At 62.4% G+C, this 26,391-nt stretch carries 25 protein-coding genes and 2 pseudogenes; 13 read left to right on the plus strand and 14 right to left on the minus strand.

Annotated elements, in window-relative coordinates:
- The first annotated feature begins 264 nt into the window (after positions 1 to 264).
- Complete coding sequence (locus HK108_RS15925; protein ID WP_181272246.1) at positions 265 to 3,924, plus strand: efflux RND transporter permease subunit; 3,660 nt, start codon at positions 265 to 267, stop codon at positions 3,922 to 3,924.
- An 80-nt stretch (positions 3,925 to 4,004) separates the two neighbouring features.
- On the opposite strand, the gene HK108_RS15930 is transcribed toward HK108_RS15925, so the two are convergent.
- Positions 4,005 to 4,790 (minus strand): FadR/GntR family transcriptional regulator, encoded by a 786-nt coding sequence (locus HK108_RS15930; RefSeq protein WP_181272229.1) that lies wholly within the window; start codon positions 4,788 to 4,790, stop codon positions 4,005 to 4,007.
- A gap of 239 nt (positions 4,791 to 5,029) precedes the next feature.
- On the opposite strand from HK108_RS15930, the gene HK108_RS15935 reads away from it, so the two are divergent.
- Together HK108_RS15935 and HK108_RS15940 are read left to right on the plus strand one after the other, a co-directional pair.
- On the plus strand, positions 5,030 to 6,718 hold the full coding sequence (locus tag HK108_RS15935; protein ID WP_181272230.1) for an L-lactate permease: 1,689 nt from the start codon (positions 5,030 to 5,032) through the stop codon (positions 6,716 to 6,718).
- An 88-nt stretch (positions 6,719 to 6,806) separates the two neighbouring features.
- Positions 6,807 to 8,075 carry an alpha-hydroxy acid oxidase gene (locus HK108_RS15940; protein WP_062241048.1) on the plus strand — a complete coding sequence of 423 codons (1,269 nt, stop codon included), beginning with the start codon at positions 6,807 to 6,809 and terminating at the stop codon, positions 8,073 to 8,075.
- A 143-nt stretch (positions 8,076 to 8,218) separates the two neighbouring features.
- On the opposite strand, the pseudogene fepB reads toward HK108_RS15940, so the two are convergent.
- Both fepB and HK108_RS15950 read right to left on the minus strand, forming a co-directional pair.
- Positions 8,219 to 9,043 (minus strand): annotated as a pseudogene (fepB, locus tag HK108_RS15945) (Fe2+-enterobactin ABC transporter substrate-binding protein); the annotation flags it as partial.
- Between the two features lie 12 nt (positions 9,044 to 9,055).
- A complete protein-coding gene (locus HK108_RS15950; RefSeq protein ID WP_181272232.1) occupies positions 9,056 to 9,250 on the minus strand; it encodes a hypothetical protein in 195 nt (64 codons plus the stop codon).
- Positions 9,251 to 9,385: 135 nt separating this feature from the next.
- On the opposite strand from HK108_RS15950, the gene HK108_RS15955 reads away from it, so the two are divergent.
- From HK108_RS15955 to HK108_RS19255, 4 genes and pseudogenes are all read left to right on the plus strand, one after another.
- Entirely contained in the window at positions 9,386 to 10,414 is a 1,029-nt protein-coding gene (locus HK108_RS15955) for an ABC transporter substrate-binding protein (protein WP_229664156.1), read from the plus strand.
- Positions 10,415 to 10,492: 78 nt separating this feature from the next.
- Positions 10,493 to 11,194, plus strand: a complete 702-nt coding sequence (locus HK108_RS15960; protein ID WP_181272233.1) for an AAA family ATPase — start codon at positions 10,493 to 10,495, stop codon at positions 11,192 to 11,194.
- A gap of 770 nt (positions 11,195 to 11,964) precedes the next feature.
- Positions 11,965 to 12,122, plus strand: a pseudogene (locus tag HK108_RS18990) (IS3 family transposase); the annotation flags it as partial.
- A gap of 81 nt (positions 12,123 to 12,203) precedes the next feature.
- Positions 12,204 to 12,482 (plus strand): DUF8610 domain-containing protein, encoded by a 279-nt coding sequence (locus HK108_RS19255; protein WP_506256329.1) that lies wholly within the window; start codon positions 12,204 to 12,206, stop codon positions 12,480 to 12,482.
- A gap of 72 nt (positions 12,483 to 12,554) precedes the next feature.
- Here the strand turns inward: HK108_RS19255 and HK108_RS15965 are convergent, their stop codons facing one another.
- Together HK108_RS15965 and HK108_RS15970 are read right to left on the minus strand one after the other, a co-directional pair.
- Complete coding sequence (locus HK108_RS15965; protein WP_139467925.1) at positions 12,555 to 13,220, minus strand: SGNH/GDSL hydrolase family protein; 666 nt, start codon at positions 13,218 to 13,220, stop codon at positions 12,555 to 12,557.
- A gap of 38 nt (positions 13,221 to 13,258) precedes the next feature.
- Positions 13,259 to 13,786, minus strand: coding sequence for a helix-turn-helix domain-containing protein (locus HK108_RS15970; RefSeq protein WP_139467926.1), 528 nt, complete (start codon positions 13,784 to 13,786; stop codon positions 13,259 to 13,261).
- A gap of 71 nt (positions 13,787 to 13,857) precedes the next feature.
- On the opposite strand from HK108_RS15970, the gene HK108_RS15975 reads away from it, so the two are divergent.
- The 3 genes from HK108_RS15975 (at position 13,858) to HK108_RS15985 (ending at position 15,723) form a co-directional block, all read left to right on the plus strand.
- Positions 13,858 to 14,217, plus strand: a complete 360-nt coding sequence (locus HK108_RS15975; protein ID WP_139467927.1) for a hypothetical protein — start codon at positions 13,858 to 13,860, stop codon at positions 14,215 to 14,217.
- 68 nt (positions 14,218 to 14,285) lie between these two features.
- A complete protein-coding gene (locus HK108_RS15980; protein ID WP_229664157.1) occupies positions 14,286 to 14,870 on the plus strand; it encodes an ABC transporter ATP-binding protein in 585 nt (194 codons plus the stop codon).
- A 58-nt stretch (positions 14,871 to 14,928) separates the two neighbouring features.
- Positions 14,929 to 15,723, plus strand: coding sequence for an ABC-2 transporter permease (locus HK108_RS15985; RefSeq protein ID WP_139467928.1), 795 nt, complete (start codon positions 14,929 to 14,931; stop codon positions 15,721 to 15,723).
- Between the two features lie 31 nt (positions 15,724 to 15,754).
- Here the strand turns inward: HK108_RS15985 and HK108_RS15990 are convergent, their stop codons facing one another.
- A complete protein-coding gene (locus tag HK108_RS15990; protein ID WP_139467929.1) occupies positions 15,755 to 16,162 on the minus strand; it encodes a VOC family protein in 408 nt (135 codons plus the stop codon).
- Positions 16,163 to 16,235: 73 nt separating this feature from the next.
- On the opposite strand from HK108_RS15990, the gene HK108_RS15995 reads away from it, so the two are divergent.
- Positions 16,236 to 16,814 (plus strand): TetR/AcrR family transcriptional regulator, encoded by a 579-nt coding sequence (locus HK108_RS15995; protein ID WP_181272234.1) that lies wholly within the window; start codon positions 16,236 to 16,238, stop codon positions 16,812 to 16,814.
- Here the strand turns inward: HK108_RS15995 and HK108_RS16000 are convergent.
- Positions 16,809 to 17,285, minus strand: a complete 477-nt coding sequence (locus tag HK108_RS16000) for a MarR family winged helix-turn-helix transcriptional regulator (protein ID WP_139467931.1) — start codon at positions 17,283 to 17,285, stop codon at positions 16,809 to 16,811. The two genes, HK108_RS15995 and HK108_RS16000, sit on opposite strands and share 6 nt — an antisense overlap.
- A gap of 30 nt (positions 17,286 to 17,315) precedes the next feature.
- Between HK108_RS16000 and HK108_RS16005 the strand changes: the two genes are divergently transcribed.
- The gene (locus HK108_RS16005; protein ID WP_181272235.1) at positions 17,316 to 18,374 is read left to right on the plus strand and encodes a bifunctional NAD(P)H-dependent oxidoreductase/GNAT family N-acetyltransferase; all 1,059 of its coding nucleotides are present in this window, start codon (positions 17,316 to 17,318) and stop codon (positions 18,372 to 18,374) included.
- Positions 18,375 to 18,417: 43 nt separating this feature from the next.
- On the opposite strand, the gene HK108_RS16010 is transcribed toward HK108_RS16005, so the two are convergent.
- The 5 genes from HK108_RS16010 to HK108_RS16030 form a co-directional block, all read right to left on the minus strand.
- On the minus strand, positions 18,418 to 19,116 hold the full coding sequence (locus HK108_RS16010; RefSeq protein ID WP_181272248.1) for a LysR substrate-binding domain-containing protein: 699 nt from the start codon (positions 19,114 to 19,116) through the stop codon (positions 18,418 to 18,420).
- A gap of 264 nt (positions 19,117 to 19,380) precedes the next feature.
- Positions 19,381 to 19,782: a DMT family transporter gene (locus HK108_RS16015; RefSeq protein WP_181272236.1), complete on the minus strand. Its 402-nt coding sequence runs from the start codon at positions 19,780 to 19,782 to the stop codon at positions 19,381 to 19,383.
- Between the two features lie 35 nt (positions 19,783 to 19,817).
- Complete coding sequence (locus tag HK108_RS16020; protein WP_181272237.1) at positions 19,818 to 20,138, minus strand: DMT family transporter; 321 nt, start codon at positions 20,136 to 20,138, stop codon at positions 19,818 to 19,820.
- Between the two features lie 89 nt (positions 20,139 to 20,227).
- Positions 20,228 to 21,286: an NADPH:quinone reductase gene (locus HK108_RS16025; RefSeq protein WP_181272238.1), complete on the minus strand. Its 1,059-nt coding sequence runs from the start codon at positions 21,284 to 21,286 to the stop codon at positions 20,228 to 20,230.
- Positions 21,287 to 21,361: 75 nt separating this feature from the next.
- Entirely contained in the window at positions 21,362 to 21,841 is a 480-nt protein-coding gene (locus tag HK108_RS16030; protein WP_219922499.1) for a Dabb family protein, read from the minus strand.
- 55 nt (positions 21,842 to 21,896) lie between these two features.
- Between HK108_RS16030 and HK108_RS16035 the strand changes: the two genes are divergently transcribed.
- A complete protein-coding gene (locus HK108_RS16035) occupies positions 21,897 to 22,481 on the plus strand; it encodes a TetR/AcrR family transcriptional regulator (RefSeq protein ID WP_181272239.1) in 585 nt (194 codons plus the stop codon).
- Positions 22,482 to 22,858: 377 nt separating this feature from the next.
- On the opposite strand, the gene HK108_RS16040 is transcribed toward HK108_RS16035, so the two are convergent.
- Both HK108_RS16040 and HK108_RS16045 read right to left on the minus strand, forming a co-directional pair.
- Positions 22,859 to 24,253 (minus strand): IS1380 family transposase, encoded by a 1,395-nt coding sequence (locus tag HK108_RS16040; RefSeq protein WP_181272250.1) that lies wholly within the window; start codon positions 24,251 to 24,253, stop codon positions 22,859 to 22,861.
- Between the two features lie 523 nt (positions 24,254 to 24,776).
- On the minus strand, positions 24,777 to 25,955 hold the full coding sequence (locus HK108_RS16045) for an alpha/beta fold hydrolase (protein WP_181272240.1): 1,179 nt from the start codon (positions 25,953 to 25,955) through the stop codon (positions 24,777 to 24,779).
- Positions 25,956 to 26,391 lie beyond the last annotated feature (436 nt).

Raw genomic sequence — 26,391 nt, forward strand, 5'->3', positions numbered from 1 at the left:
CCTCCGGTTTTCCTCCGTGTTTCCTGAGGGTGGTCTGGGGGACAACTCCCGTGCCGGGCACCCGTGACCGCTTCTAGGGTCGGAGCGTGCCCCACCGAACGGCCGTGATCGACCTGCCGGGAACAGCAGTGAGAATTCATCCTTTTGGGGGACACCGTTGCCTACTTTTGGGCGATCCGCTGAGGCGATCCGCTTGGAAGACTGACTGGAGCGCCCTGCTCACACCCCCGAACCCGGAGGACCCCTGTGCACCTGATCACCCGGATGAGTCTGAAGAACCGCCTCATCGTCGGATTGCTCACCCTCGTGATCGCCGTCTTCGGCATCGTCGCGACCACCTCACTCAACCAGGAGACGATGCCCTCGGTCGACCTGCCCGGCACTTCGGTGCAGGCCACCGTCCCCGGCGCTTCTCCGGAGGTCATCGAGGAGACTGTGACCAAGCCCCTCGAAACCGCGCTCGACGGGGTCGGAGAGCTCGAATCGGTGACCACCTCCACCTCGTCGGGGATGATGACCGCCGAGGTGACTTGGCCCTTCGGCAAGGACTCCGAAGAGATGACCGACGCCGTCCGCTCGGCCGTCGACGGAGTGAAGTCCGACCTGCCCGCCGATGCCGAAGCCGAGGTGCTGTCGTATCAGATGGATGAGGTCCCGGTGACGATGTTCGCCGTCTCCGGCGGAGACTCCGCCACCCTCGGTGACCGTCTCGAGACCGACCTCGTCCCCGAACTCCGCGCTCTCGACGGAGTCTCGAACGTCGAGGTCACCGGCCAGGACGAGCAGCGAGTCTCCATCACGTTCCGCCCCGAGGACGTGGCGGAGAAGAACGTCGTCGAATCCTCCGTGCCCGATGAGCTCGAAGCCGCCGGTACTGTCGTTCCCGCTGGCCAGAGTTCACAGGGCGACACGTCGATGGCCGTCGAGGTCGGCACCGAGGTCGACGCCGTCGAGCAGATCGAGAAGACGCCTCTGCGCACCGCGGACGGCACCGTACTGCTGGGTGAGGTCGCCGACGTCGACCTCGACTCGGTCGAGAAGACCTCCCTGTCCCGTGCCGACGGCAAGGACTCCGTGACTGTGTCGGTGACCAAAGACCAGGACGCCAATGTCGTCGACGTCTCCCACAAGGTCGCCGACACCCTCGACAAGGTCGGTCCGAAGCTCGGTGAGGACACGGAATTCTCGACGATCTTCGATCAGGCTCCGGAGATCGAGAAATCTATCCACGACCTCTCCGTCGAAGGCGGACTCGGCCTGATCTTCGCGATCTTCGTCATCCTCGCCTTCCTCGGCTCGTTCCGTTCGACCATCGTCGCCGCGATCTCGATCCCGATGTCGCTGCTCATCGCGATGATCGGCCTCATGGTCGGCGACTACACGCTCAACATCCTCACCTTGGGCGCCCTGACGATCGCCGTCGGCCGCGTCGTCGACGACTCCATCGTCGTCATCGAGAACATCCGGAGACGCCAGGGCACGAGCGACCTGACGGTCGAAGACATCGTCGCCAGCGTCAAACAGGTCGCCGGTGCCATCACTGCCTCGACCCTGACCACCGTCGCCGTGTTCCTGCCCATCGCGTTCGTCGACGGCATCGCCGGACAGCTGTTCCGGCCCTTCTCCGTCACCGTGTCCTTGGCACTGCTGGCCTCCCTCGTCGTGGCGCTGACGATCGTCCCCGTGTTCAGCTACTGGGTCCTGCGTCGCAGCCCCAAACCGCTCTCGCCCAAACGGCAAGCCGCCACCGACCGCAGCTATGAGCTGTGGGCCGCCAAGCAGCACCGCCGCTCGGTGGCCCGTGCCGAACGCCGCCAGAAGTCGATCGAGAAGAAGAACGCCAAACGCGCAGCCAAGGGCAAAGACCCGCTGCCGGACGCGACCGTCGAACCCGTCGTCGCCCCTGCCCCCGTAAACGGTGAGGCTTCCGGCCGAGTCGATCGTCTCCAGCAGCACAGCCTGCCGGCGATCATCTCCGCCCTGCACCACCCCTGGAGGACCATCGCCTTCTCCGTCGTCATCTTCATCGTCACGATGATGGGTGCGACCTTCCTCAAGACGGACCTGCTCGGATCGGCCGGGCAGAACTCCGTGTACATCACGCAGACCCTTCCCGCCGGCGCTTCGCTCGAAGCCGGTGACAAGGCCGCGAAGCGCGTGGAAGCCGTGCTCGGCGATGACCCAGACGTCGAAACCTACTCGACGACGGTCAACGGCCCGGAATCCGGAGCGGAGAACCAGTTCAACGTCACCCTGGCAGAAGACTCCGAGGCCGAGGTTGCGACGAACCGCATCCGCACCCAACTCGACGACCTAGGGAAGGACGCAGGCGAGATCGACGTCCAGGATGCCGGCGGATCCGTCAGCGAGGACGTCGAGGTCACCCTCTCGGGCACCGACCTGGGTGCGCTGCGAAAGGCCGCCGATGAGGTGACGAAGAAGATGGCGGACACCGACGGCGTCCAGTCCGCCCGCAACGACCTCGCCGCCGATCAGCCGGTCATCGAGGTCGACGTCGATCGGGAGAAAGCCGCCGACTACGGATTCAGCCAGGCCGAGGTCGGTCAGGCCATCGCCGCCGCACTCCACGGCGTCGAAGCCGGCACCATCACCCTCAACGGCCAGGAACGCGACATCACCCTCGCTTCGACTCATCCGGATGCGACCCCGGACGAGATCCGTGCTCTCGAACTGCCCGTCACCGAGGTGCAGACGCAGAACGCCCAGGAGGATGCGACGGATCGGGTCGAGGAGAAGACCGACGCCCGCGCCGAGGAAGCCAAGCGCAAGGCCGCTGACGAATCGGCCGAGCAGCTTGAGTCTGCCCGTGAAGCTCGTGACAACGCGGCCGACCAGCTCGAACAGGCCCGCAAGGCCCTGCGCGATGCCGAGAATCCGCCGCCGGCTCCGAGCCCGGGCGACATGGCTGCCGACCAGGTGGAACAGGCCCGCGAAGGCGTCGAACAAGCAGAGAAGGGACTGAAGGAAGCCAACGACGCCATCGACGACCTCGTCGACGGCCAGCGTGAACAGGAGCAGAGCCAGGAGGAGGAAGAAGCGCTTGCCGATGAGCAGGCCGCCATCCCCGACATCAAGGGCGAACCGATCACCGTCGACGAGATCGCGGAGGTGAAGAAGACCGAGACCCCGGCGACGATCGACCGTGCCGACGGAGACCGGAAGGTCACCGTGTTCGCAACTCCGTCCAGCGGTCATCTCGAAACGGTCACCGCTGCGGCCACCGATCTGACCGAGACCATGGATCTGCCCGACGGAGTCAGTTTCGACGTCGGCGGTGCCAGCCAGGAGCAGGCGGAATCCTTCGGTCAGCTTGGTATGGCGATGGCCGTGGCGATCGTGCTCGTGTTCCTCGTGATGATCGCGACGTTCCGCAGCTTCGTCCAGCCGCTCATCCTGCTGGTGTCGATTCCGTTCGCAGCGACCGGAGCCGTGCTGCTCCTGCTGGCGACCGGCACACCCTTGGGCATTCCCTCACTCATCGGTCTGCTCATGCTCATCGGCATCGTCGTGACGAACGCGATCGTGCTCATCGACCTCATCAACAAGCTGCGGGAGGACGGACTCGACCTCATGGACGCGATCGTCCACGGCACCCGACTGCGCCTGCGCCCGATCCTCATGACCGCGGCCGCGACGATCTTCGCCCTCGTGCCGATGTCGCTGGGGCTGACCGGTGGGGGAGTGTTCATCTCGCAGCCCCTGGCGATCGTCGTCATCGGCGGGCTCACCTCGTCGACGGTGCTCACGCTCATCCTCGTCCCCGCCCTCTACCTCCTCGTCGAACGGCGCAAAGAGGTCCGGGCGGCACATAAGGAGGAGAAGCGCGCCGAGAAACGGGCGGAGAACCAAGCGCGGATCGAAGCGGAAACCGCCGAGGTGGCCCAACGTTCCGACGACCACTGACCACTCCCTGCTACCTGACGGCGGCCCAGCAACCTTGCGCAAGGTTGCTGGGCCGCCGTCAGGTAGCAATTGGGGGTGGGTTAGGTGTCGGAGAGGCCGGGTAAGCGTGAGGCGGCGAAGCGGATGTGCTCTTCGGTCAGGGCCGCAGCCTCCTCGGCGCGACCGGCGGTGATGGCGTGCATGATTCCGTGGTGTTGGGCTTGCAACTTCGCCATCAGCGCCTGCTGGTCGTCGACGCGGCTGAACGAGGAGAAGATCGACTTCCGCAGAGAGGTGCGGATGGCCCCGGTGAGGTCTGAGAACAGCTGATTGCCCGCCGCCTGCGCGATGGCGACATGGAACGCGGTGTCCGCGTCGTTGAAGGTCTCCAGGCTGATCCCGGGAGTGTCCATCATCGCCAGCTGCGCATTCACCTCTGCCAGCGCGTCCTTATCGGCACGGGTCGCCGCGAGGATCGCGCTCGAGCGTTCGAGCTGGATGCGCGTCTCCGTCACGTCATCGATGCTGAAGTTCGTGAGCGCCACATGAAGGCGGAGGAACCGGGTGAGCGCGGCCGAGGGCATGGCGGCGATGAACGTGCCGGCACCGCGGCCGGACCCACCCGAGGACCGGACGACTCCGAGACTGTCGAGCACGCGCAGCGCCTCGCGCACACTGGCGCGACTGACGCCGAGCTTCGTCGCCAGGTCCCGTTCGGCAGGCAGAGGGTCTCCGACCCCCAGCGAACCGGCCATGATCTGCTCTTCTACGGCATCGATGACGAGCTCATAGGTGCTCGCACGGTTCACGGGTTTCCATTCGGGACCGGCGGCCGCCTCGGCGCCGCCTGCCTGATCCGGGCGGACCTCGTTCGTGTCATCATTCATGGTCGTCTCCACCGCGCCATCATGTCATGCCTCTCGTTGCTCGTCGTCCTGCTCGTGGGGATGCGACCGGAACCGCCGCCGGAAGAAAACAGTTGACGCAGATCACACCCTCGTCTTATGCTCAGATTAATGGTCTGACCTCATGAAGGCCATACTGAAAGTTTTGATCGTTCGAGTTCGGAGCGCGTTCACAGGGGAACGGACCCGATGTGGGCAGGCCCGGCCGATTTGGAGAAGCCATGTACACACCTGAAGTCGCACCGGTGGCCGACAGCCTGCTGTGGTCGTCCCTGTTGGCGATCCTGCCGCTGCTGACGATCTTCGTCACCCTCGGCGCACTCAAATGGAAGGCCCATTGGGCCGGACTGACCGCGGTCGGCGTCGCTCTGATCGTCGCGATCGCCGCCTACGGAATGCCGGTCGGACTCGCCGCGCTCTCGGCGACACAGGGGTTCGCCTTCGGACTGTTCCCGATCATGTGGATCGTCATCACCGCGATCTGGCTCTACGAACTCACCGTGCGCTCGGGCCACTTCGAGGACTTGCGGCTGGTCATCAACGTCATCTCCGATGACCCGCGCATCCAGGCCATCATCGTCGCCTTCTGCTTCGGCGGCCTCCTCGAAGCGCTCGCCGGATTCGGTGCCCCGGTGGCGATCACCGGTGTCATGCTCGTCGCCGTCGGCTTCACCGCTATGCGAGCGGCCGTCGTCGTCCTCGTTGCCAACACCGCGCCCGTGGCCTTCGGCGCCATCGCCATCCCGATCATCACCGCCGGCACTCTGACGGGAATCGACTACCAGGACATCGGCGCCATGGTCGGTCACCAGACCCCGTTCCTCGCCGCAGTCGTGCCGCTCTTCCTCGTCCTGCTCGTCGACGGGCGTCGCGGGCTGAAGCAGATCTGGCCGCTTGCCCTCGTTGTGGGCATCGCCTTCGGCCTCGCCCAGTACGTCTCCGCCACGTTCCTCTCCGTCGAACTCACCGACATCATCGCCTCACTCGTCGGCCTCGCAGCCGTCGTCATCATGCTGCGCTTCTGGAAACCGAAGGGCGGTCAGGACGCACTCGACCGCATGGCCGATGAGCGCGAATACGAAGGCGCCGATGCTCCCGATGCCGGCGGTGCCTCTGCTGCCGTTGCCACCGATGTGAAGAAGGAGACCGCGCCGCTGACCGGGTCCCGAGTCGTCCTCGCGCTCTTTCCCTATCTGCTCGTCATCGTCATCTTCTCCGTGGCCAAACTCGTGCCGGTACTCAACAACTGGCTGGCATCGACCGATGTGAAGATCCCCTGGCCCGGACTGGATGGGAACATCCTCAACGCCGCCGGCGAAGTCTCGACGAGCACGGTCTACAACTTCCAATGGCTGTCTTCCCCGGGCACCCTGCTGCTCATCTCCGGCATCGTCGTCGCGATCGTGTACAAGATGTCGGCGAAGGACGCCGTCGATGTCTTCATCGTCAACGTCGTGAAGATGAAGTTCTCGATCCTCACCGTCGGCTCCGTTCTCGCGCTGGCCTATGTCATGAACCTCTCGGGCCAGACGATCACCATCGGAACCTGGATCGCCGGCACCGGAGCCTTCTTCGCCTTCCTCTCGCCGATCCTCGGCTGGCTGGGCACTGCTGTGACCGGTTCGGACACCTCGGCGAACGCACTGTTCGCGACCTTGCAGCAGACCGCCGCACACGAGGCCGGGCTCAACCCGCTGCTGCTCGTCGGCGCCAACAGCTCAGGCGGTGTCCTCGGCAAGATGGTCAGCCCGCAGAACCTCACCATCGCGGCCACCGCCGTCGGTCTGCTCGGCAAGGAGGCTTCGATCCTCCGTCGCGTCATCGGCTGGTCCCTGGGCATGCTCGTCGCCATGTGTCTGCTCGTCGGACTCCAGTCGACGGTGCTGTCCTGGATGGTCCCCGGCTCCTGAATTCGCGCGGTGCCGTCACGTCGATCGGACCACCCACACCAGCCACCACCCACTTCTCAACCACCGCCTAATCAAAGGAGCGAAAAACATGGTCAAGAGGCAGATTCCTCAGCCGGCCGAGATCTTCGAGCTGATGAAGTTCAAGAAGTTCGAACTCGACCCGAAGAAGCGTCGCTTGGAGAATGCGCTGACGATCGAGGACCTGCGCAAGATCGCGAAGCGCCGAACCCCGGCCGCGGCGTTCGACTACACGGATGGGGCCGCCGAGGGTGAGATCTCGATGGAGCGCTCGGTCCAGTCCTTCCGCGATATCGAGTTCCACCCCTCGATCCTCAAGGACGTCACGAACGTCGACACCTCGACCCAGATCATGGGCGGCAGCTCGGCCATGCCCTTCGGCATCGCGCCGACCGGCTTTACCCGACTCATGCAGACCGAGGGTGAGACCGCCGGCGCCGGCGCCGCGGGGGCTGCGGGCATCCCGTTCACGCTCTCGACGCTGGGCACGACGTCGATCGAGGACGTCAAGAAGACCAACCCGCACGGGCGCAATTGGTTCCAGCTCTATGTGATGAAGCAGCGCGACATCTCCTACGGCCTCGTCGAGCGGGCGAAGAACGCCGGGTTCGACACTCTCTTCTTCACCGTCGACGCTCCCGTCGCCGGTGCCCGACTGCGCGATACGCGCAACGGCTTCTCCATTCCGCCGCAGCTGACCCCGCAGACGATCCTCAACGCCATCCCTCGTCCCTGGTGGTGGTGGGACTTCCTGACCACCCCGAAGCTCGAGTTCGCGTCCCTGTCGGAGACCGGCGGCACCGTCGGCGAGCTCCTCGATTCGGCGATGGACCCCTCCATCAACTTCGATGACCTCGCCGAGATCCGCGCCATGTGGCCCGGCAAATTCTCCGTCAAGGGCGTGCAGACGCTCGAGGATGCGAAAAAGCTCGCCGACCTCGGCGTCGATTCGATCGTCCTGTCCAACCACGGCGGGCGCCAGCTCGATCGCGCGCCCGTGCCCTTCGAACTCCTCCCCGAGGTGGCTCGCGAGATCGGCAAGGACGTGGAGATCATCATCGACACCGGAATCCGCAACGGCGCCGACATCGTCGCGTCGTTGGCGCTGGGCGCGGACTTCACGCTCATCGGCCGCGCCTACCTCTTCGGCCTCATGGCCGGCGGTCGAGCAGGAGTGGACCGGACGATCGAGATCCTCGGCGAGCAGGTCGAGCGCACCATGCGCCTGCTCCAGGTCGCCGATGTCTCCGAGCTCAACCCGTCCCATGTGACCCAGCTGCGTCAATTCAACCGCGACGAGCGCGCGGAGATCATCAGCTCCCGCCCGGCCAAGGGCTGATTCGCCGAGGCGGCCCCGCCGGGGACAATAAGATCACCGAGGCGGCCCCGCTGGGGTCGCCCAGACGGCTCCATAGGCAGAGAACGGACGGCCGGCAGCGAGAAGTATCGTCGTTGCCGGCCGTCCGTTTCGTGTTCAGGTGCTCACTTGCCGAATTCGTCCTCGATGCGGTCGAGGACGTTCGTGGCGGAGTAGTAGTCGAGGCGGAATGAGTCGAGGCCCATCGGGTAGACGGCATCGTTCTTCACCGCCGGTGTGCTCTCGACCAGCGAGTTCTTCGCATATGACGCGGCGGTCTTCTCGTTCGCGTTGAACAGGAACACGGATTCGCCGGTGACGGCCTTCGACAGGTTCTCACCGGTGACTTCGACGATATCGGCGCGTTTGCCCATTTCTCCTTGGCCGGCTGTGCCTTCGGGGACCTCGGCGAGTTCGAAGCCGACCTCTTGGAGGAGCTTGCCTTGAGCGGATTCCGGTGTCCAGATGTTCGCACTGGCGCCGGATCCTCCGCCCTTGGCCTTCTCGTTGAAGATCATGCCGGTGACCGGCTGCTTCGGGGCGTCGATGGCGGACTTGACCTCCTCGGCGCGGGAACCGAATTCGTCGTTGACCTTCTTCGCCTCATCCTCGTGGCCGGTGATCTCACCGAGCTTGGTGGTGACCTCCTGCCAGTCCTTGTCGCCGTAGTCGATGACGACGGTCGGGGCGATGTCGCTGAGCTGATCGTAGATGGCGTTCGCTGAGTCCTGGCCGGTCTTCGAGACCACGATGAGGTCGGGTTCCTCGGCGAGCACGGCCTCGACATCGGGGTCGCCCTGGTAGAGGGCTTTGACGTCCTTCTCCTTCGCGACGTCGCTCCACTGCGTGAAGAAGCCCTGGTCGTCGGCAGCGGGGGAGTTGGGCATGGTGGCCCCGGAGGCGGTGACCGGTGCGTCGACGGCGAGGAGGCTGCCGGTGAGAGTCACCGAGGTGGAGACGACCTATTCGGGAGCTTCGTCGATGGTCACTTCGTGGCCGGCGTCGTCCGTGATCGTCAGGGGCCATTGACCGTCGGCGGCGGCGTCGCCATTGCCGGAGTCGGAAGAGCCGGACCCGCCGCAGGCGCTGAGGCTGAGAGCGGTGGCGAGGGTGACTGCGGCAAATACGCGTGTGCTGCCGGGTTTGACGCGGGACATAGGGGACCTTTCGAGAATGTTCGCTTGCGAAGATGAGCCTAACCTAAGTAGGCCCGGGAGACTGCATTCGTGGTGCGATTCAGCGGAAGGTGCGGCGTGTCGAGCGAAGTATCCACTTAGGGTAGGCTCATCTTCGTGAAATCGACTCTGAAGAATCGGGCGGTTGCTGCGGCCGCCTCAGCTCTGACTATTGCTCTGCTCGCTGTCGGCTGTGCCGCCGAGGGTGACAAGGGCGCCGACGGGGACGCCGGAAACAAAGATGTTGCGACAGGAGGCGAGGCCTTCGGCACTGCTGATGAGGAGACTGCGAAGCTCGGCAGCGATGCCGAGGCCGGGGTCTTCCCGCGGATGGTCAAGCATGCCAATGGCACGACGGAGATCGAGAAGAAGCCCGAGCGCGTCGTCGTCCTCGACACGGGAGAGCTCGACGATGTCCTGTCGCTGGGCATCACACCCGTCGGCATGGTGACGACCGAAGGCGCCAGCCCGGTGCCGAGCTATCTCGAAGACCAGGTCAAGGGAGTCGAGACGGTCGGCACGATTCAGGAGCTTGATCTCGAGAAGATCGCCTCACTCGAACCTGACCTCATCCTCGGCAGCCAGCTGCGCGCCGACAAACTCTATGACGAACTCGACTCCATTGCTCCGACGGTGTTCTCGATCCGTCCCGGTTTCCCGTGGAAGGAGAACTTCCGCCTCGTGGGTGAGGCGATGGGCATGGAAGACGAGACGACGAAGGAGCTTGAGGAGTACGCTCGCGAGGCTGGAGAGCTCGAGGACTCCGTCGACGGCGACCCAACGATCTCGCTCGTGCGTTTCATGCCTGATCGCCTCCGTCTGTATGCGAACCAGTCGCTCATCGGAGTCATCCTCCACGATGCCGGGTTCAAGCGCCCGAAGAACCAGGACGTCGACGAGCTCGCCGTCGAGATCTCTCCGGAGAACCTCGACCAGGCGGCCGGCGATTATGTCTTCTACACCAGCTATGGCGATCCGGAGGCGACCGGGGAGAAGAAGGCACTCGAATCGAGCCAATGGAAGGGTCTCGACGCGGTCAAGGACAGCAAAGCCATCCGCGTCAATGACGATGTCTGGTTCCTCGGACTCGGCCCGACCGGGGCCGGTCAGATCCTCGATGATCTGGAGGACCACCTCGGCGAGTGAATCTCCGAGAGATTTCGCAGTGACGGCGAAGAAATCGCCTCTATGCTGACTCTCATCATCTGACTCGGAGAGGTCACCATGGGATCAGCAGCCGCTGCGAGAGGCGACGACGGGTTCGTTAAGGAACTCGACCGGAATTTCAAAGGGCGCGAAAGCGGCCCATCGGGCAGTGCTGCGGTCACTCCTCTCGTTGTCATCGGCGGGGTTCCCGGGGCAGGCAAGACCGAAGCACTCAGAGTATTACGGGGCCGATCGCCTCGGGTGCGGTCGGCGGACCCGGAGGGCGTGCGACGTCAGCTGCGTCAGTGGATGCCGTGGTTGCCATACGCGCTCGTTCGACCGATTCTTCACACGATCGCCCACCTCCGCGCGCTTGCGCTCATGCTCAACAAGGGCGGCGGACCGCTGGTCATCCATGATCCGGGCACCCGCCGATGGAGTCGCCGACTCATTGTGAGCCTCGCAGGGATTCTCGGATATCGACCGATGATCGTCTTCATCGATACGGATCGAAATTCCGCGCTTCGCGGTCAGGCGCAGCGGAAGAGGGTCGTCAGAGGCCGCGCCTTCGATCGCCATTGGAGGCGCTGGGGCGAACTGCGCGAGCGCATCCTTCGTGGTGACAGCCTCGGTGACGGTGAACCCTGGGATCGTGTCGTGCTGTCGCATCGGGACGCTGTTGTCGATGATGTTCTCGGCCTGCTCGATACCGCAGCGGCTGTAGGATCTCGTTACTCTTGTCAGAAGCTCACCGAGGTGACCTTGGACATGACAACTTGAGGAGACCACTTTCGTCTCACTAAGTTGTCATTTTCTTCCAGTACCTACCACAGAGTAGATGAAAGCCTAAAGATGAGCTATCGCGGTGCAACATTGCGTAAAGGAGTGAGCGCCCGCTTTGCGGTCAAGTCGCTCGGGTAAAGTCATATCACCTACGAGTGTTCGACGACGAGCAGGATCCGCCTACTGTCAAGGGAGCTTGGATTGACCAGGTCCACGCTCGTCAGCGATCTCAATGTCTGACCTCTGCCTGCCAACATCAGGGCTCACAGGCGGTGGAAGTGCATCCGATCTCATTTAACCTGTAATCATGCCATGAAAGTCATACGACGTTCGCACACTGAGGGCGAAAGCCATCTCCTCGCTGCGGACTGGCGTCACAGCGTTCAACGCACTGGAAAACAATGGAAGAGTGACCACAGTCTTGATCCATCTTAAGCACTGTTTCGAAATGCTCCTCGAAGCAGCGCTGCTCGCTACTGGAGACAAGAATGTCTTTGACAAAGGGAAACGAGTAGCCACAGATTGAACCGTCCTTAGTTTGATTGAGGGTGTGACAGATATCCGGAAGGACGGCCCTTTTACCGAACCCGAAGGATCCTACCGAGCTCCACGCGCGTACCACACGGTTGGCGGTGGAAGCTCGCCGAGACCCTGCGATGCGCAACGGGGCGATCGCTCGGATCGCTGAACAGACCGGTGTCCACAAGGAAGCTCTACAGACGTGGGTCAAGCGCGCTTAAGATGACGATCTGCCCACGACGCCGATCGACTCCACAGCTCGGATCCGGCAACTGGAGGCTGAGAATCGGGGGCTGAAGAAGGCGAACGAGATCCTCCGGTCAGCGACCGCGTACTTCGGCAAGGCGGAGTTCGACCGCCTACGGAAGTGATCGTCGCTTTCCTCGACGAGCACAAAGACCTATAGGGCACTGCGCTACACACGACCAATGACCCTGAAGCCGAAGCGGCCGGCATCCGTGAAGTCGACTTGGAGATAAAGTTCTACATGGGAAAATATGACCTGGCCGACAAATCAAACGTTAACCGCACCCGAGCCACAGCTCTGCGCAGGCACTTGGGACTAGACAATGACGACGACCATTTTTCGCACCTCTTTCGACTAGGTACCCAGAAAACGTTGCGACACTCGGACAACGCGCTACGAGCGATGCGAGATGCGCTACGCCAAGTTGATATAGAGAGGGTCTGGGCAGCGCACCGTCCTATCTCAGCAAAAGTAGCCGACAGTCTTCCTGCATGTGACCAACTAGGCAGCGCCCAGTAGGTAAAAGTAAGGAACTACGCTCTGATCGCCTCAGAAGGGGCCGGATGACCCGCATTGTTTGACTGTGGAGCTTCAGCCAGCATCGCGATCTACCATCAGGTCCGCGACGACCGGCGCGAGTGCGACACCCAGGGCGTGGTGCTGGTCGGCGTCGAGATGCACGCCGTCGTGCTTGCTGCTGGTGGTGATCGTGTTCGAGTCGAAAAAGACGCAGTCGGTGTCTTCGCTGACCTGTCGAATTGCCTGCGCGAGACCCTGTGCGGCGATATCCCCGCCCGCGAACTTCGGGCCGATCGGTCCTCGAGGGTTGTCAAGCTGCGGGGGCGCGATGACGAGAATCGGCGGGGTAGGCATCCCGGGCTCGATCGGCGCTGTCCTGATCGCGTTGATGAGCGCTGCGATGCCCATCGCGGAGTGCCAGGGTTTGTGCTGGTGCATGGATTGGAAGTCGTTCGTGCCGAGTAGGAGAATCACGAGGTCGAGCGGGGATTGCGCTTCTATGACCTGTTGGATGCCGCTGAGGGCGTTCCGCCCAGGTTTGTATGGGTCGTCGAAGGCGGTGCGACGCCCGTTGAGACAATCCTCCGTAAGCCGGATGCGACCGTCCCTTCCCGCGTTGAGCGCGGCGTGCAGGACTCCGGGCCAGCGCTCTTCGAAGGGAAGTCGCTGCCGAGTCGTCGGGACTATGCCCCAGGTCAGCGAGTCCGAGTACACAAGGATGTGCTTCGTCGTTGGCATCTTGTCTCCTTTGCGTTGCCGTCGTTCTCTTTACGCGTTCACGGGTCCGGAAGGAGGATCGTGGCGAGGTTGACGCGTTGCTGACCGTCCTCCCGTTCCGTCAGGTAAGGGGCCAGTAGCTCGGCGAGGCTGGACTGGATCGTGGCGAGATCCTCCCTGTTCACGTACAAGGGCGTTCGCGCGAAACCGACCAACTCACGGGCTTCGGGAGAACCCGCGCTGAGGAAACGATCGAAGTCACCCGTGACGTCTCCCAAGAAAGTCAGGAAGGCTGTGTTTAGCTGCGCGCTGCTCATCGCAGAAAGCTCGGCGTGGTCAATCGCTGCCATCCGGTCCCCTAGCGCCAAGGTTCGCTCGATCGCGCCACGAGATCTGCGCTCATTGACCACGGCGACAACCTCGGCATCGAGGAGGGCCGCTACATGTCGATAGAGCGTGGCCTGCGGGATATCCGGGAGCGCCTCGCGCAACTGTGCCGTCGTGCGGTTGCGACCACCCAGCTGCTGGATGATCCGTAATCGCACGGGGTGCAGCACGACCTCTGCCAGAGCAGTCTTGTCCGGCACCTTGACTCCTCACTGTTATCATTATGATAATGTTCTCGTTACGATTCTATTCTAGCGATCAGGAGAGAACGATGACGAACATCACGTACGACCAAACGGGAGTACACGTGCAGTTTCCCGGCTGGGAGGCGACGATGACGGGCTTGCCGAAGCTGTCAATTCCGAGGGCGGCGATCCGTGGTGTAACGAGCGAGCCGGGATGGACTTCCGAGATCCTCGGGATGAAATCCGGTCTCGTCATCTCTGGCTACCGCAAGCTGGGCACGTTCAGACACCCTTCGGGAGTGCGGCGCCTAGTCTCGATGAAGCGCGGTCACCCGCTGCTGCGGATCGCCGTCGACCGGGCCGCCGTCGGGTTCGACGAGGTCCTCCTGAGCACCGATGCTGCAGAGTCGATCGCGGCAGACCTCCGATCGGACGTGCACTCTTGAACGCTGCGATCGAGGTAGAGGCGCTCTCAAAACGGTTCGGGGCAGTCGTTGCGCTCGAAGATGTCACCTTGAAGGTCGAGAACGGGCGCGTCGTCGGGTTCCTCGGGCCCAATGGGGCAGGGAAATCGACGCTCATGCGCGCACTACTCGGCCTAGTTCGCTCCGACAGCGGTGAGGCTCACATTGCTGGCCTTCCGTATGCCCACCTGCCTGCGCCCGCAAAGACCGTGGGCGCGGTCCTGGACATTGCCTCAGCGCATCCACGCATGACGGCACGCGCTCACCTTCACACGTACGTGGCACTCGGAGGAATGGACCGGTCGCGGGTCGACACCGTGTTATCCCTCGTGGGGGCGCAGTCGTACGCCGATCGTCGGATCGGCACCTTCTCCACCGGGATGCGCCAGCGCCTCGCGCTGGCCACCGCGATGCTCGGCGACCCGGACATCCTCGTGCTCGATGAGCCGTCGAACGGTCTCGACCCAAGCGGAAGCGCCTGGCTTCGCACATTCCTGCGCGAGTTCGCCGATGCTGACGGCGCGCCGTACTGCTCTCCAGCCATGTGCTCAACGAGGTTGAGCACACGATCGACGACGTCATCCTCATCGACCGAGGCCGCACCGTCTGGGCTGGCGCACTCGAACGACTCGTAGCGCAAGATGCTCCCCTCGAAGAAGCCTTCCTGCGCCTCACGCAGAAAGGACTCCTCCTATGAATGCCGTCTATGGCGAAGTCGCGCGACTGAGCGGCACCGGAGTAGCACTGCGGTCGACACTGGTTGCGCTCGCGTGTGGTGGCGGATTGCCGCTTCTCCTTGCGCTCACCGGACCGCAGAACGCCCAGCCTCCCATGCCGGACATCGACACCCCCGAAGGCGTTGGATTCGTGCTCGGCATCGGAACCGTGCTTCTGTTCGTCCCCGCGCTGATCGGGACCATCGCGATCACAAACGAGTATCGACACCGCACGATCGGCACGACGTTCCTCGTCGTTCCTCGTCGGGGTCGAGTACTCACAGCCAAGCTCGCCGTGTACACAGCGCTGGGCATTGTCTACGGAATGGTCGCATCCCTGTCGGCCTTCCTCGCCCTGATCGTCGCAACATGGATGCGCGGTGTACCGCTGGGCGTCAATGTGGTGAATCTGGTACCGGCACTCATACAGCTCAGCCTCGCCGCTGCCGCCTACATGCTGCTTGGAGTAGGGATCGGCGCGTTGGCGCGTTCACCCTTCGTCGCGATCGGCGTCGTGCTCGGCTACTTCCTGTTCGTCGAGTACGTCCTGATGATGGTTCCCGGCGTCAATGCGATCTACCCGTTCCTGCCGGGCGGCGCGACGGCATCGCTGACGAGTTTCGACTTCCTCACCGGCGCGATCGCGAGCCAGACAGCGCTGACGCCTGCGACGATGGTCTCACCTGTGCTCGGCGCTGCGATCCTCGTGGCATACGCGGTCATCGCGGCGATTCTCGCCATCTTCGTTCCCCTTCGGCGAGACCTGAGGTGAACGGATCCAGGGTCTCGCCGAACGGGAGCCTCTATGGCTGCACATACGCGCTCGCGTAGTCCTCACTGGGAGCCACGGGCTGGATGATGTCGAGCAGCACACCATCGGGGGCAGCAATGATGAAGTGCCGCTGACCGAAGTCCTCGTCGCGAAGCGGTAACACCACGTTCACCTCTGTTCTGCCGGCCAGCTGCTTGTGGACGGCATCGACGTCGCTGACTTCGAGGTTGACGATCACTCCTCGGGGAAGTTCACGGTATCCGGCCGGCACCGTGGAGTGATCGTGAGCCAAGATCGCCAGCTCGAACTCGCCTAAGCGCAAGCTGACATACCAGTCGGATTCAAAGGTCGTCTCAAAACCGATGAAGTCGCGGTAGAAGGACGCCGCGGCGTCGACATCGCGAGACATGAGCACGGGATAGAGGCTGGTGACGGACATTGCACTCCTTTACGTACGATATGCATGTAACGAAGCCAGCATACATACACACTGTACGTAAAGGAAGAGGACCATGCCCCGCGCCTCCGCAGCCGACGCCGCCCAGACAGCCCAACGCATCCTCGATTCCGCGAAGGAACTCTTATCAGCGCGAGGCTTCAGCGAAGTCTCCGTCGATGATGTCGCCCGGGACGCCGGGGTCACACGGGGGGCGGTCTACCACCACTACCGGAACAAGGTCGCGCTGTTCGGCGAAGTCGCCGCCCGACTCCAAGCCGACGTCGCACGAGCTGTCGTCGCGGCGGCCGAGAATGCAGACCCGCAGCCTCACGAACAGCTCAAGGCCGGGTCGCACGCATTCCTCGATGCGATCACGAACGGAGCCGCCATGCGCATCCTGCTCATCGATTCACCAGCAGTGATCGGCTGGCAGGAATGGCGCCGACTTGACGCAGAGAATTCGGCGACGCATCTGCGAGAGGCACTACGTGAGGCAGGAGTTGCAGAAGACATCCTCGATGCGTCGACCGCGCAACTCTCCGGCGCGATGAACGAAGCAGCCCTGTGGACAGCCCAACAGAACGACATCGACCTGGCTCGTCGACAGTCTCATCGGGCCCTTGACAGACTGCTCACGGCCTACGTGTCATAGAGCCGACTCTGGAGCATGGGAGAGTTTTCCAGAGATTCGCACGATGTCGAGGAGGTCGCGCGCGTCGAGCCGATCGGCGAAGCGGCGGCACACGGATTCCAAGTGCACGGCAGTCGCTCCACGAAGGGCGTCGAGACCGAGGGGGGCGAGTACGAGCAGACAGCCGCGACCGTCTGCCGGGTCGGGATCACGGCGAATCAGCTCTCGCGCTTCCATCCTGCCGGCGTGACGCGAGAGCCTGCTCCGCGACCACCCCATCTTCTGCGCTTGGGCATGCAGTGTGCTCGTCATCTCCGGCGCTTCGACCAGGGTGCTGAGCACCTCGTAGTCGGGCTCCGAGAGACCCGACGCTGCAAGGTCGTGCACCACACCGGCCTGCACTGCGATCGTCATGCGACGAAACGCGCGCCAGGCGACTTCCTCATCCTCGTTCAACCACGGCGCCGCGGACCCCATCCTTTTCGTTGACATGTAATCATTCTACGATCTATGCTCGTTTACATGTCAATAAAATCTCCTAGAGTCGTGATCCTCACGTGCAGCACCAGGCCAGGAGCTATGGGCCCGGCGGTTGCAGACTGGCTCCTGCGAACCCTCACCCCCGACGCCGACGCACTCGGCGTCGAGCTTCAGCATGTGTCGTTGCGCGATCTCGACCTCCCGTTCTTCGACGAGGAGGAACATCCTGCTGTTGGCGCCTACCGAAACCCGCACACCAAAGCGTGGAGCAAGATCGTCGACGAGGCGGATGGCTTCATCGCGGTCACGCCGGAATACAACTACGGCATGCCCGCGACGCTCAAGAACGCCCTCGACTACCTGAGCCAAGAATGGGCATGGAAGCCCATGGGGTTCGTGAGCTACGGCAACACCTCGGCAGGCACCCGATCCGTGCAGCACGCGAAACAGGTGATAACGACACTTCGTCTCGTCCCACTCGGCTCGACCGTCGCCCTGCGCCTGAAAGACACGATCGATTCGACCGGGGTGCGCTCGGGCGCACAGCTGACCGCGTCAGCGAACAGCTTGCTGGAAGAGCTGATCAGACTAGCTCACGCACTCAAGCCCATGCGGGAGGCTGCACGGCCAGGTAACGGAGTTGGGCCGCTGCCCGGTAGCTATACACGCCCGTTGACTCCCAACGACGCACCTCATGTACTGGTTCTGCAGCGATGCTGCTGGGTCGACGAGGCGTTGAGCAACGAAACACTAGACCTCACTCCGTTCACCGAGACCCTCGACGACGTGCAGGCCTGGCTCACCGACTGGGAGACGATCGGACTCTGGCTCCACGGTCGTCTCATCGGAATGGTTCGCGCTCGACGCGCATCGCGAACAGGGTACATCGGCAGACTCGCCGTCGTTCCCGATCTCTACGGACGGGGAATCGGGCGCTGGCTCCTCCGGCACGCGACGGATGCTCTCGCCAGCTCCTGCGACCGGATAGAGCTCAGCACCGGATCGCGGAGCACGAAGAACATCCATCTGTACACGAGCGAAGGATTCGTCCAGCAAACCGAGAATCCCGAAGGAGCAGTCGATCTTGTCAAGCGTTTTTGAAGCGAGGTCCGGTGGACTGACATTCGGCTCCCTGCGAATGCACCTACGTGTCGTCGCCCGCTTGAGGCATCGGCAGGCTTTCGAGGAATGCTCTTGCTGCGGGGGTGGAGTTGAAGCTGCTCCACGCGAGGTACTCGATACGGGTGGGGCCAGCTGTCACCGGGATCGTTCGAAGGTCGTTGCTGCCGGCGGGGAGGACAGCTGGTGAGAGCAGGGCGATCACGAGGCCCTGCCTGACCAGGTCGACGATGAGGTCGGCGCTCATCGCTTCGAAGGCGACCTCGCGATGGACACCAGCGGCCTGGAATGCGAGGTCGGAGGGAACTAGGCCGGGTGTTCCCTCGGGAAAGTCCACGAACACTTCATCGGTCAAGTCTTCCAACCGTAGTCTGCGACGCCGAGCCAGTGAGTGTTCAGCGGCGACGACGACGATGAGCCGCTCCCTGGCAAGAACGCGCGCGTTCACGCCTTTCGGGGGTGCGCTGTCGGGCAGCCCGAGCACTGCGACGTCCATACGGCCCTCGCTGATCGCGGTGATGAACTCATCGCTACCGCCGCCTCGGAGCTTGATCCGCACCGCAGGGTGGGCGCGATGGAAAAGCTCCAGTACAGTAGGTATATCGATGGTGGTCACCGTCGGAATCACACCGATCGTGAGACTGCCTCGAATCTGCCCGTCCGCCTCCGCCGCCTCGGAGACCGCCCGTTCAGCCGCATCGAGACTCTCTCGTGCTCGTGCCAGGAATTGTTCTCATGGCCCTCGATTGACAGGATCGTGAGAAATTTTGACACGCGATGGCCAAGAAAGTGACACCTCGAACGAGAAGCTACATTTATTGTATGACCTGGCGGAACTTGTCAGTCGAGCACCGCGCTGACCTGCGATGTGACCCATGCATGAGACGTCATGTCTCACCAACTTGTCAAGCTCCATGCTCGTGCTTCCCAGTTCAAACATCCACGGTAGGACGCAGCTGCCCCGAAACAGACAGCGATAGTGTCATATTCAGCGGGTTGCCTGTTCGTCGACTCCAGGTTTGGTGCTGTCTGCGATTTTGAGCCAGACCACTCCAGCGATAATCACTGCCAGCCAGATAGCTGTGGTCCACGTAAGATGCTCGTCGAAGAACAGAGGACCGAAGACGGCTGCTCCGACGGCCCCGATGCCTGTCCAGACCGCGTACCCGATGCCGACGTCCACATGCTTGAGCGCGACACTGAGGAAGAACATCGTTAGAAGGAAGAACACCACCGCAAGAGAAGACCAAATCGGGTCGGTGAAACCTCCGCTGCCGTTGACCGAGAGAGCATAGCCGATCTCGAATCCGCCGGCGACCAGTAATGCGATCCATGCGCGGCCATTCTTTGCGGGCTCAACGGTGTCGGCGGCTGGAGCCGGGGCGTTCATGAGGCCTCCTTACTGAGCTGAGAAGAGTGGGGGGGTCAAGCGGTTCCCGAGAAGTTGAGGCCGATGACCCCGGCGATCACGACGGTGATCCCGAGTGCCTTCTTCCACGTGATCTTCTGAGAGAGAATGAGGGCACCGATAATGACGATTCCAACCTCGGCGAGTGAGGTCCAGAGTGAGTAACCGATGCCGACATCGAAGGTGAGCAGGGCGAGGCTGAGGAAGTAGGTTCCGATCGCGCCGCTGATGAGGGTGACGATGGTCCACCGGAGGTCGGTGAAACCGTTTGCTTTGCCGGCAGAAATCCCGACGGCGATCTCAAAGACGACGGCGATAGCAAGGTAGAACCAGCTCATGACGATATCCCTTTCACTGTGGCAAGTGCCCTACGCCGACCAAGCCAGGATCACTGCGCGGTGGGTAGCGAGCCGGGTCCTCAGGTATCTCACTCGGCACCTGCGGTCGTATCTGCCCCGAATGGATGAGACGAGACGTCGATGAGGACCTTGCCGATGGCATTGGCTTGAACAGCGTCGTGAGCGTCGGAAGTCCGGTCCAGCTCGAATCGTGTCAGAGGCAGTCCGGCTTCTTCGCCCACGGGCAATGCCCGGTCCTTGAGTGCGTTGACGATATCGTCGGCGGCGGCCCTCAGTGCTGTGTTGCCAACCGTGTACAAGAGGACGAACTGATACCGCGTGTTCGTCGCAAGATGTGGCCAGACATCGAGGTTCAACGGCTGGCCTTCGGTCGCATAGACTGCGACTGTTCCATGATTGGCCAGCACCTGAGAATCGAGTGCGGCGTTGGCACTCGGCGCAACCTCAACGATCTGGTCCACGCCGTTGGCTGCGATCTTCCGGATTTCAGCGGCGGCAGCGCCCTCTCGATAGTTGATGACGTGATCTGCTCCCGCGGCTGAGGCGAGTGCGGCCTTTCGCCGGGAACTGACAGTGGTGATCACTTCGGCTCCGGACCAACGCGCCAGTTGGATGGCAGCATGCCCGACGGCCCCTGCGCCGCCGGTCACCAGGATGGTTCGTCCTTGAAGAGTTCCCGGCCCGAGCCGTGCTGGTCCCGAGTCGGAAACGGTCAATGCCCTGTGGGCCGTCATGGCGGGCACGCCGAGAGCGGCGCCGACATCGAAGCTTGCGGTGTCTGGGAGGTGGACGACCCTTTCTTGTGGCAGGACAGTGTATTCCTGCGCGGTCCCTGTGGGGCGCTCGTGAGCGGCGAGGTGGACCCAGACGCGGTCGCCCACGGTAAGGCCCTCGACTCCGGGGCCGATGGAATCGACGATCCCGGAGCCATCCTGGTTGGGTACACGGGCTTCGCCGGGCGTCGACGTCGAGGAGGGCCCGCCTGCTCGTCCTTTCCAGTCCGTCGGATTGACTCCGGAGACGACGATCTTGACTCGGACTTCTCCGGCTCCTGGGGCGGGTACCTCGACGTCGACGTATTCGAGAACCGTTGAGTCGCCGTACCGCGTGTGGATGACTGCTTTCATATGGGCCTTCGCCTTCTGCGCATACGTGATCGCTGGTCGGATAGAGGGTGCGTGAGGTCTGATGACAAGTCCTGACTAAGCGTTTGCCTGGCACGGATCGCGCGGTGGCGCGACCACGTCCACCAGTTCTGGGAATTCTCGCAATCGACGTTCGTGCAGTCCTGCGATCGCGTCGCCGATCGTCGGGTCGGTGTCGTCGGTGATGTCGAACATTGTGAAGTCGTCGAGCAGGGGCCAGCCGAGTCTGTCCGTCTCCAAATGGGCCGGATGGGTGATGAACTGCCAGTAGGCGTCGAGGTCGTTGAGTATGAAATTCGCTCCCCAGGCGCGGTCCTCACCGTGGGCCCGTCCAACGTGCGCGGAGACCACAGCCGGCACCGCGACAGCCTGTCTTCTCAGGCTGTTGAGAAGGTTGTCGAGCTGTTCGTCTGAAACTCCCGACTTGATATTGAAACGGATGACGTGATGGATCACGGGAACTCCTAGTAAACGGAAGGCTGTCCAGTGCAACTGGGCCAGTGGCCGTGAGGGGAAGGCACGGTCTGCGTGGCTCAATTCTGGTACTGAGTACCAGTTGGTACTGGGTACATAATAAGACTAACCTGATCTCATGACAACACCGTCCTCTCTGCGTGCCCGCTCTCAGTCGCGGATACGGCAGGCCATCATTGACGCTGCGTATGACCTCTTCGCTGAATGCGATTTTGATGCCGTTAGCGTTTCCGAGATTGCTGAGCGTGCCGCGGTGGGGCGGACGACGTTCTTCCGGTATTTCGGCGATAAGCAGGAAGTGCTCTTCGCCGACGAAGGGCAAGTAGCAGAACTGCTCGTTGCGGAGGCGTCAAGGGTCGGTACATCACCGACATCGACTCCATTTCATCGGGCGCGTTGCGCCTTACGAGCGGTTTCTGTCCACCTGGTCGCTGGCGGGGAGCGGTTTGCACTGCGGTCTCGCCTCGTGGCTGAGAATCAGTCTCTCAGGGACCGCGAAGAGCGGAAACTGCTGTGGTTGAGCGGAGTTCTCGCTGAAGCCTTGAAAGAGTGTGGCGCCACGACGCAAGAGGCGAGGTTGTCGACGGAGATCGCCTTCGGAGTCTTTCGGGCCGCAAGATACCATGGTTCCATCGACAGTATTGATCTCGTCCGGCGCGTCGATGACTCGTTCGAGCAGACCATTCGCATGTTTGATCCATAGAGGGTGCTGTGGCTGGCAGGGTATGCCTGTCTGCGGGCTTGGCCGGTATCAGCGACTTCTTCTTGGCTTTGGTGGCGACTGCTCGCAACTAGCCTGGAAATTTCACGTGATCGCTCGGTTGGGCGGTGTATGGCAGTGCCTCTCTGACGGGAGATGCTTGGCTTGTTGAAGTCAAGTCGGCCGAGTCTGCTGAGTGCCCCACCACTTAGCCTTGATCCACCGATCTGCTTGCAGGCAAGGGGTGCGGCTGGATTCGAGCGCGAGCATGACGTGCGGGCAGGAGGTAGCGTCTCGGTCTCTCACCGGTCTCTTCCACAAATGTTTCCCAAGGTCTCCTCCAGACCCTGCGGCGTTGTGCTCGAGCAGGAGCGGATCGGTCAGGACAATACCGTCGTCGGTGGACTCAGAACCGCTTGCCAGAGTCGTGCGAAGTCCGTCGCCCACGGCCACTTCGTGGGCAGGTGCAGGATCAGCTTCCTGGCACGGTGAGCAATCCGGGCCGGGATGCTGATGATCCGTGTTCGCAGTGTCTGGGCGCGTACTTTGCTCATCCGTCCGCCGATGAGTCCGGCAGCGGCCCGCAGCAGGTTGTGAGTGATCGCTGTGATCGTCACCCAGGCGGCGTTGGCGTTGAACACCCCGGAGGGCATATGCGCCAGGGCACCGTTCTTCAGCTCCGCATTGATCTGCTCGATGATCGCGTGCTTGCGGTGCATGTGATCAGCAGCGACAGTGTCGAAACGATCCCGGTCGACGGTGGTGAAGAACGCGTGATAGCGGAACAAGTCGGATAACGGATTCTGCCCGGCAGCGCGTTTGGTCTCGTTGAGCTCCGGGATACGGCGGACGACCAAGCGGCCAGTGGTGTGCAGGGACTTCTTCTTCGAGGTGAACGCGGTGAACGGAACCTCGGCGACTTCAGCCTTACTGACCCAGGCTCCGGAGTCCTCGTCGTAGATCGCTTCGGGATACTCGATGCCAGTCCATGCGTCATCGCTGATTGTTCCGATCGCTGCTTTGACCCGCTTGTCCATGCGCACGGTGATCGACACATGAGCCCCGGCATCATGGGCGGCTTTGGTCACGGTCGATGAGTAGTACGCCGAGTCAGCGCGAACGAGCACCGCAGCACCAGGGTTGATGCGTTTGGTGGTGGCCAGAGCGTCGGAGACGAACTTATCAGCACCACGTGCTGAGAAGGTCGAGCCTTTGCGCAGGCGCTGGCCCACGATGAGCTGGTTGGAGCTGCTGGTTGACGCGGTAGCCAATAGCGTGTTGAGGCCGCGACTGCCCTGGTAGCCGAACCCAGCTCCCTGCTTCGACGCAGAGTGAATGTCGATGACGGTGTCGTCGACATCGACGAAGACTGTCGATGATTGCGCGTTCTCCTGACTGGCGGGCAGCAGAGGCGTGTGTTCATTGAGATTGGTCAGGAAGCGGGAGGAGATGGCGTCGAGTTGTTTCACGTGGCCGAAGGCGAACGAGCGGAGGAACGAGCCCAAAGTCGAAGGGGCATAGACGCGGTCGAAGGGGTGTTTCATGCCGCCGTGGCGGAGAATGTTCATGTCATCGATCGAGTCGGCCCCGGCAGCCATTCCCGCAACCAGTGTGGCCAGCTTCGCTGCCGGATTCGCGCCCTTATCGGCCCCGGTGGTGGTCACGGTCAGACGGTTTTCGGCGAGGTCTGGCAAGCCGGCGTTCTGGGCCAGGGCCATGATCGGGACGAGCCCGGTGGCAGCGGTGAGATTCGTGTCGTCGAAAGAGTGGGACACAGTCGTGGGGGAGTGATTGAATAGCACTTGAGAGGTGCCCCTTTCTGAGCGGGATATGGAGACTTAGAACATCATTATTTTCCCAGCTCAGGAGGGGTATTTCTATTTCACGCGGGGCCCGGTCTGGCTACTCGCATCGGTGGATCAAGGCTAAGACCTGGAGCGAACCCCAGGGCGCTTCACCGCTATCTGCGAGTGCTGGGGCGTCTCGTACACGCCCATAAGGTCGTCGAGTGGTCGTGGAAGAGAATCGCTAGGAATCGCCGAGCCTTGTTCTGGTCGATGACGCTCATTCGCGACGAGCGGGGCCTCGCCCCCGCCTCCACCGCCTAGCTGTACGAAACTGGGCTGCGGCTCCGTGCGCCGCCCTCGTTTGAACATATCAGGGCTAAGAAGACCACCAACGGAACGATTAAGCGCCCCCTCAACGTGTGGGAGAGCGGGCATTCCGCCTCAACGGTCAAGAGCTCCAGCGGGGCCGTGGTCCTGGGCCGTTCGGCCTAGGAAGGGCCGCGGGTAGTGCTCAGGGTTCGAGCAGGCGCTTGAGGTCTTTTGCGAATTCTGACGGCTCTGAGCTTGCGCCGAGGTGGTTACCTGGCATGTCGACTAGGGGCAGTCCTAGACGTTCAGCGAGCATTTGGGTTGCCCGCCGCGCGAGTTGATGATGGCTCAGTGAGCCTGCACACAGCGTAATCGCAACACGTCGGATGGCCTCAATATCGGGTACGTAAAAGACTGATGGACCGGCCATCTGCCCTAGAAAGTAGCGATTCTTTTCGAGTTCCTCGGCAGGTAGCTCGGGCATCGACATATGGGCGGGAGGTGTCTGATCTGGTCCCGTATGGTGGGCAGCGCCACTGAGATCAAAGAACTCCTGCACTGCCCGCTGGGGATCAGCCTCCGCGGCTTCAAACACCGCTGCAGCTCTGTCCGCTAGCTTCGAATCAGCCACGAGGGACACGAGCGGCGGCTCATGCAACACGGCCCGGCCAACCATTTCAGAATACTGCTTGGCCAGTTCCAACAGCGTCACGGCGCCGCCACTGGTTCCGACGAATAGGGCGGGCCCTCCGGTGAGCCGGTCAACAAGCGCAGCAAGATCCTCGGCAAGTACCTCGGGCGTGGGTGCAGCCATCCCCAGGACTGCACGACTGGCACCGACACCACGCGGGTCATGGGTGACGACGGTATAACGGTCGGAAAGCTCATGCGCTAGCGGTGCGAAACCAGCCCGCCCCGCCGGCGCACCGACCAGAAACAACAGAGGCCCCTCCCCCTGGACGTCGAACGCAATCGTGCAATCTGTTCGCTCGAGAAGGTTCACCGAACCGGTGATTCGATCGCTGAAATCCATGATCTTCCGCGTAATTACATCGAGCGCTCGGTCGAGCTCCTCACGCCTATCCTGGACGCGACGGCGATGGGCTGTCAGTAACTCCACTCGAAGTCCGGCCAGATCAGCCACCTTGTTGTCTGCGCCCGTGAACTGCGCGATATCAGCCAGAGGCATCCCCGTCTCACGGAGATGAACCAGCATGCGGATCAACTCGACGTCGGCCGTCGTGTACTGACGGTGTCCCGCACTGTCGCGTCGTGGAGACGGTATGACCCTCTGGCGCTCGAAGTATCGTATCGTGTCCGGTTCCAGACCGATCCGTGCCGAGACTTCGGCAATCCCAAACAGCTCATCTCGTTCACTCATGCCTCAAGCTTCACCCCTGAACCGAGGTTCAGGTCAAACGAAGGGAATGCTGAAGGTTTGTTTGACTCTGACCTGACCCATGGTTTGGTTTCCACTCGAAGTCCGCCAACCACAATCGATCGAGTTCTAACCGGCTTTCGAACGGTATATGGTCGTTTGTGGTCGCGGACCAAAACAAACCGGGGTAGTGACGTTGACGCGCGTATGATCTGGGCGACCGGACCGGTAGTCCCTTCGAAAGTCGGGTGCTGTCCACAGCGCCCACAGTGGTGGCTACCGATGTGCCCTCCTCGGTGAGGTACATCAGTTCCGTGTCCAGCAACGTCTTCGTTGTCATGTTTCCAGCATCCTCGCACCGACATGAAACTGGGAACACCGACACGCCTCCGACGCGAAATTGAGATTCCGACACGAAATCCGAGAACCTACAGCGGCT

It is taken from the genome of Brevibacterium sediminis, from assembly GCF_013623905.1.
Taxonomy (GTDB): Bacteria; Actinomycetota; Actinomycetes; order Actinomycetales; family Brevibacteriaceae; genus Brevibacterium; species Brevibacterium sediminis.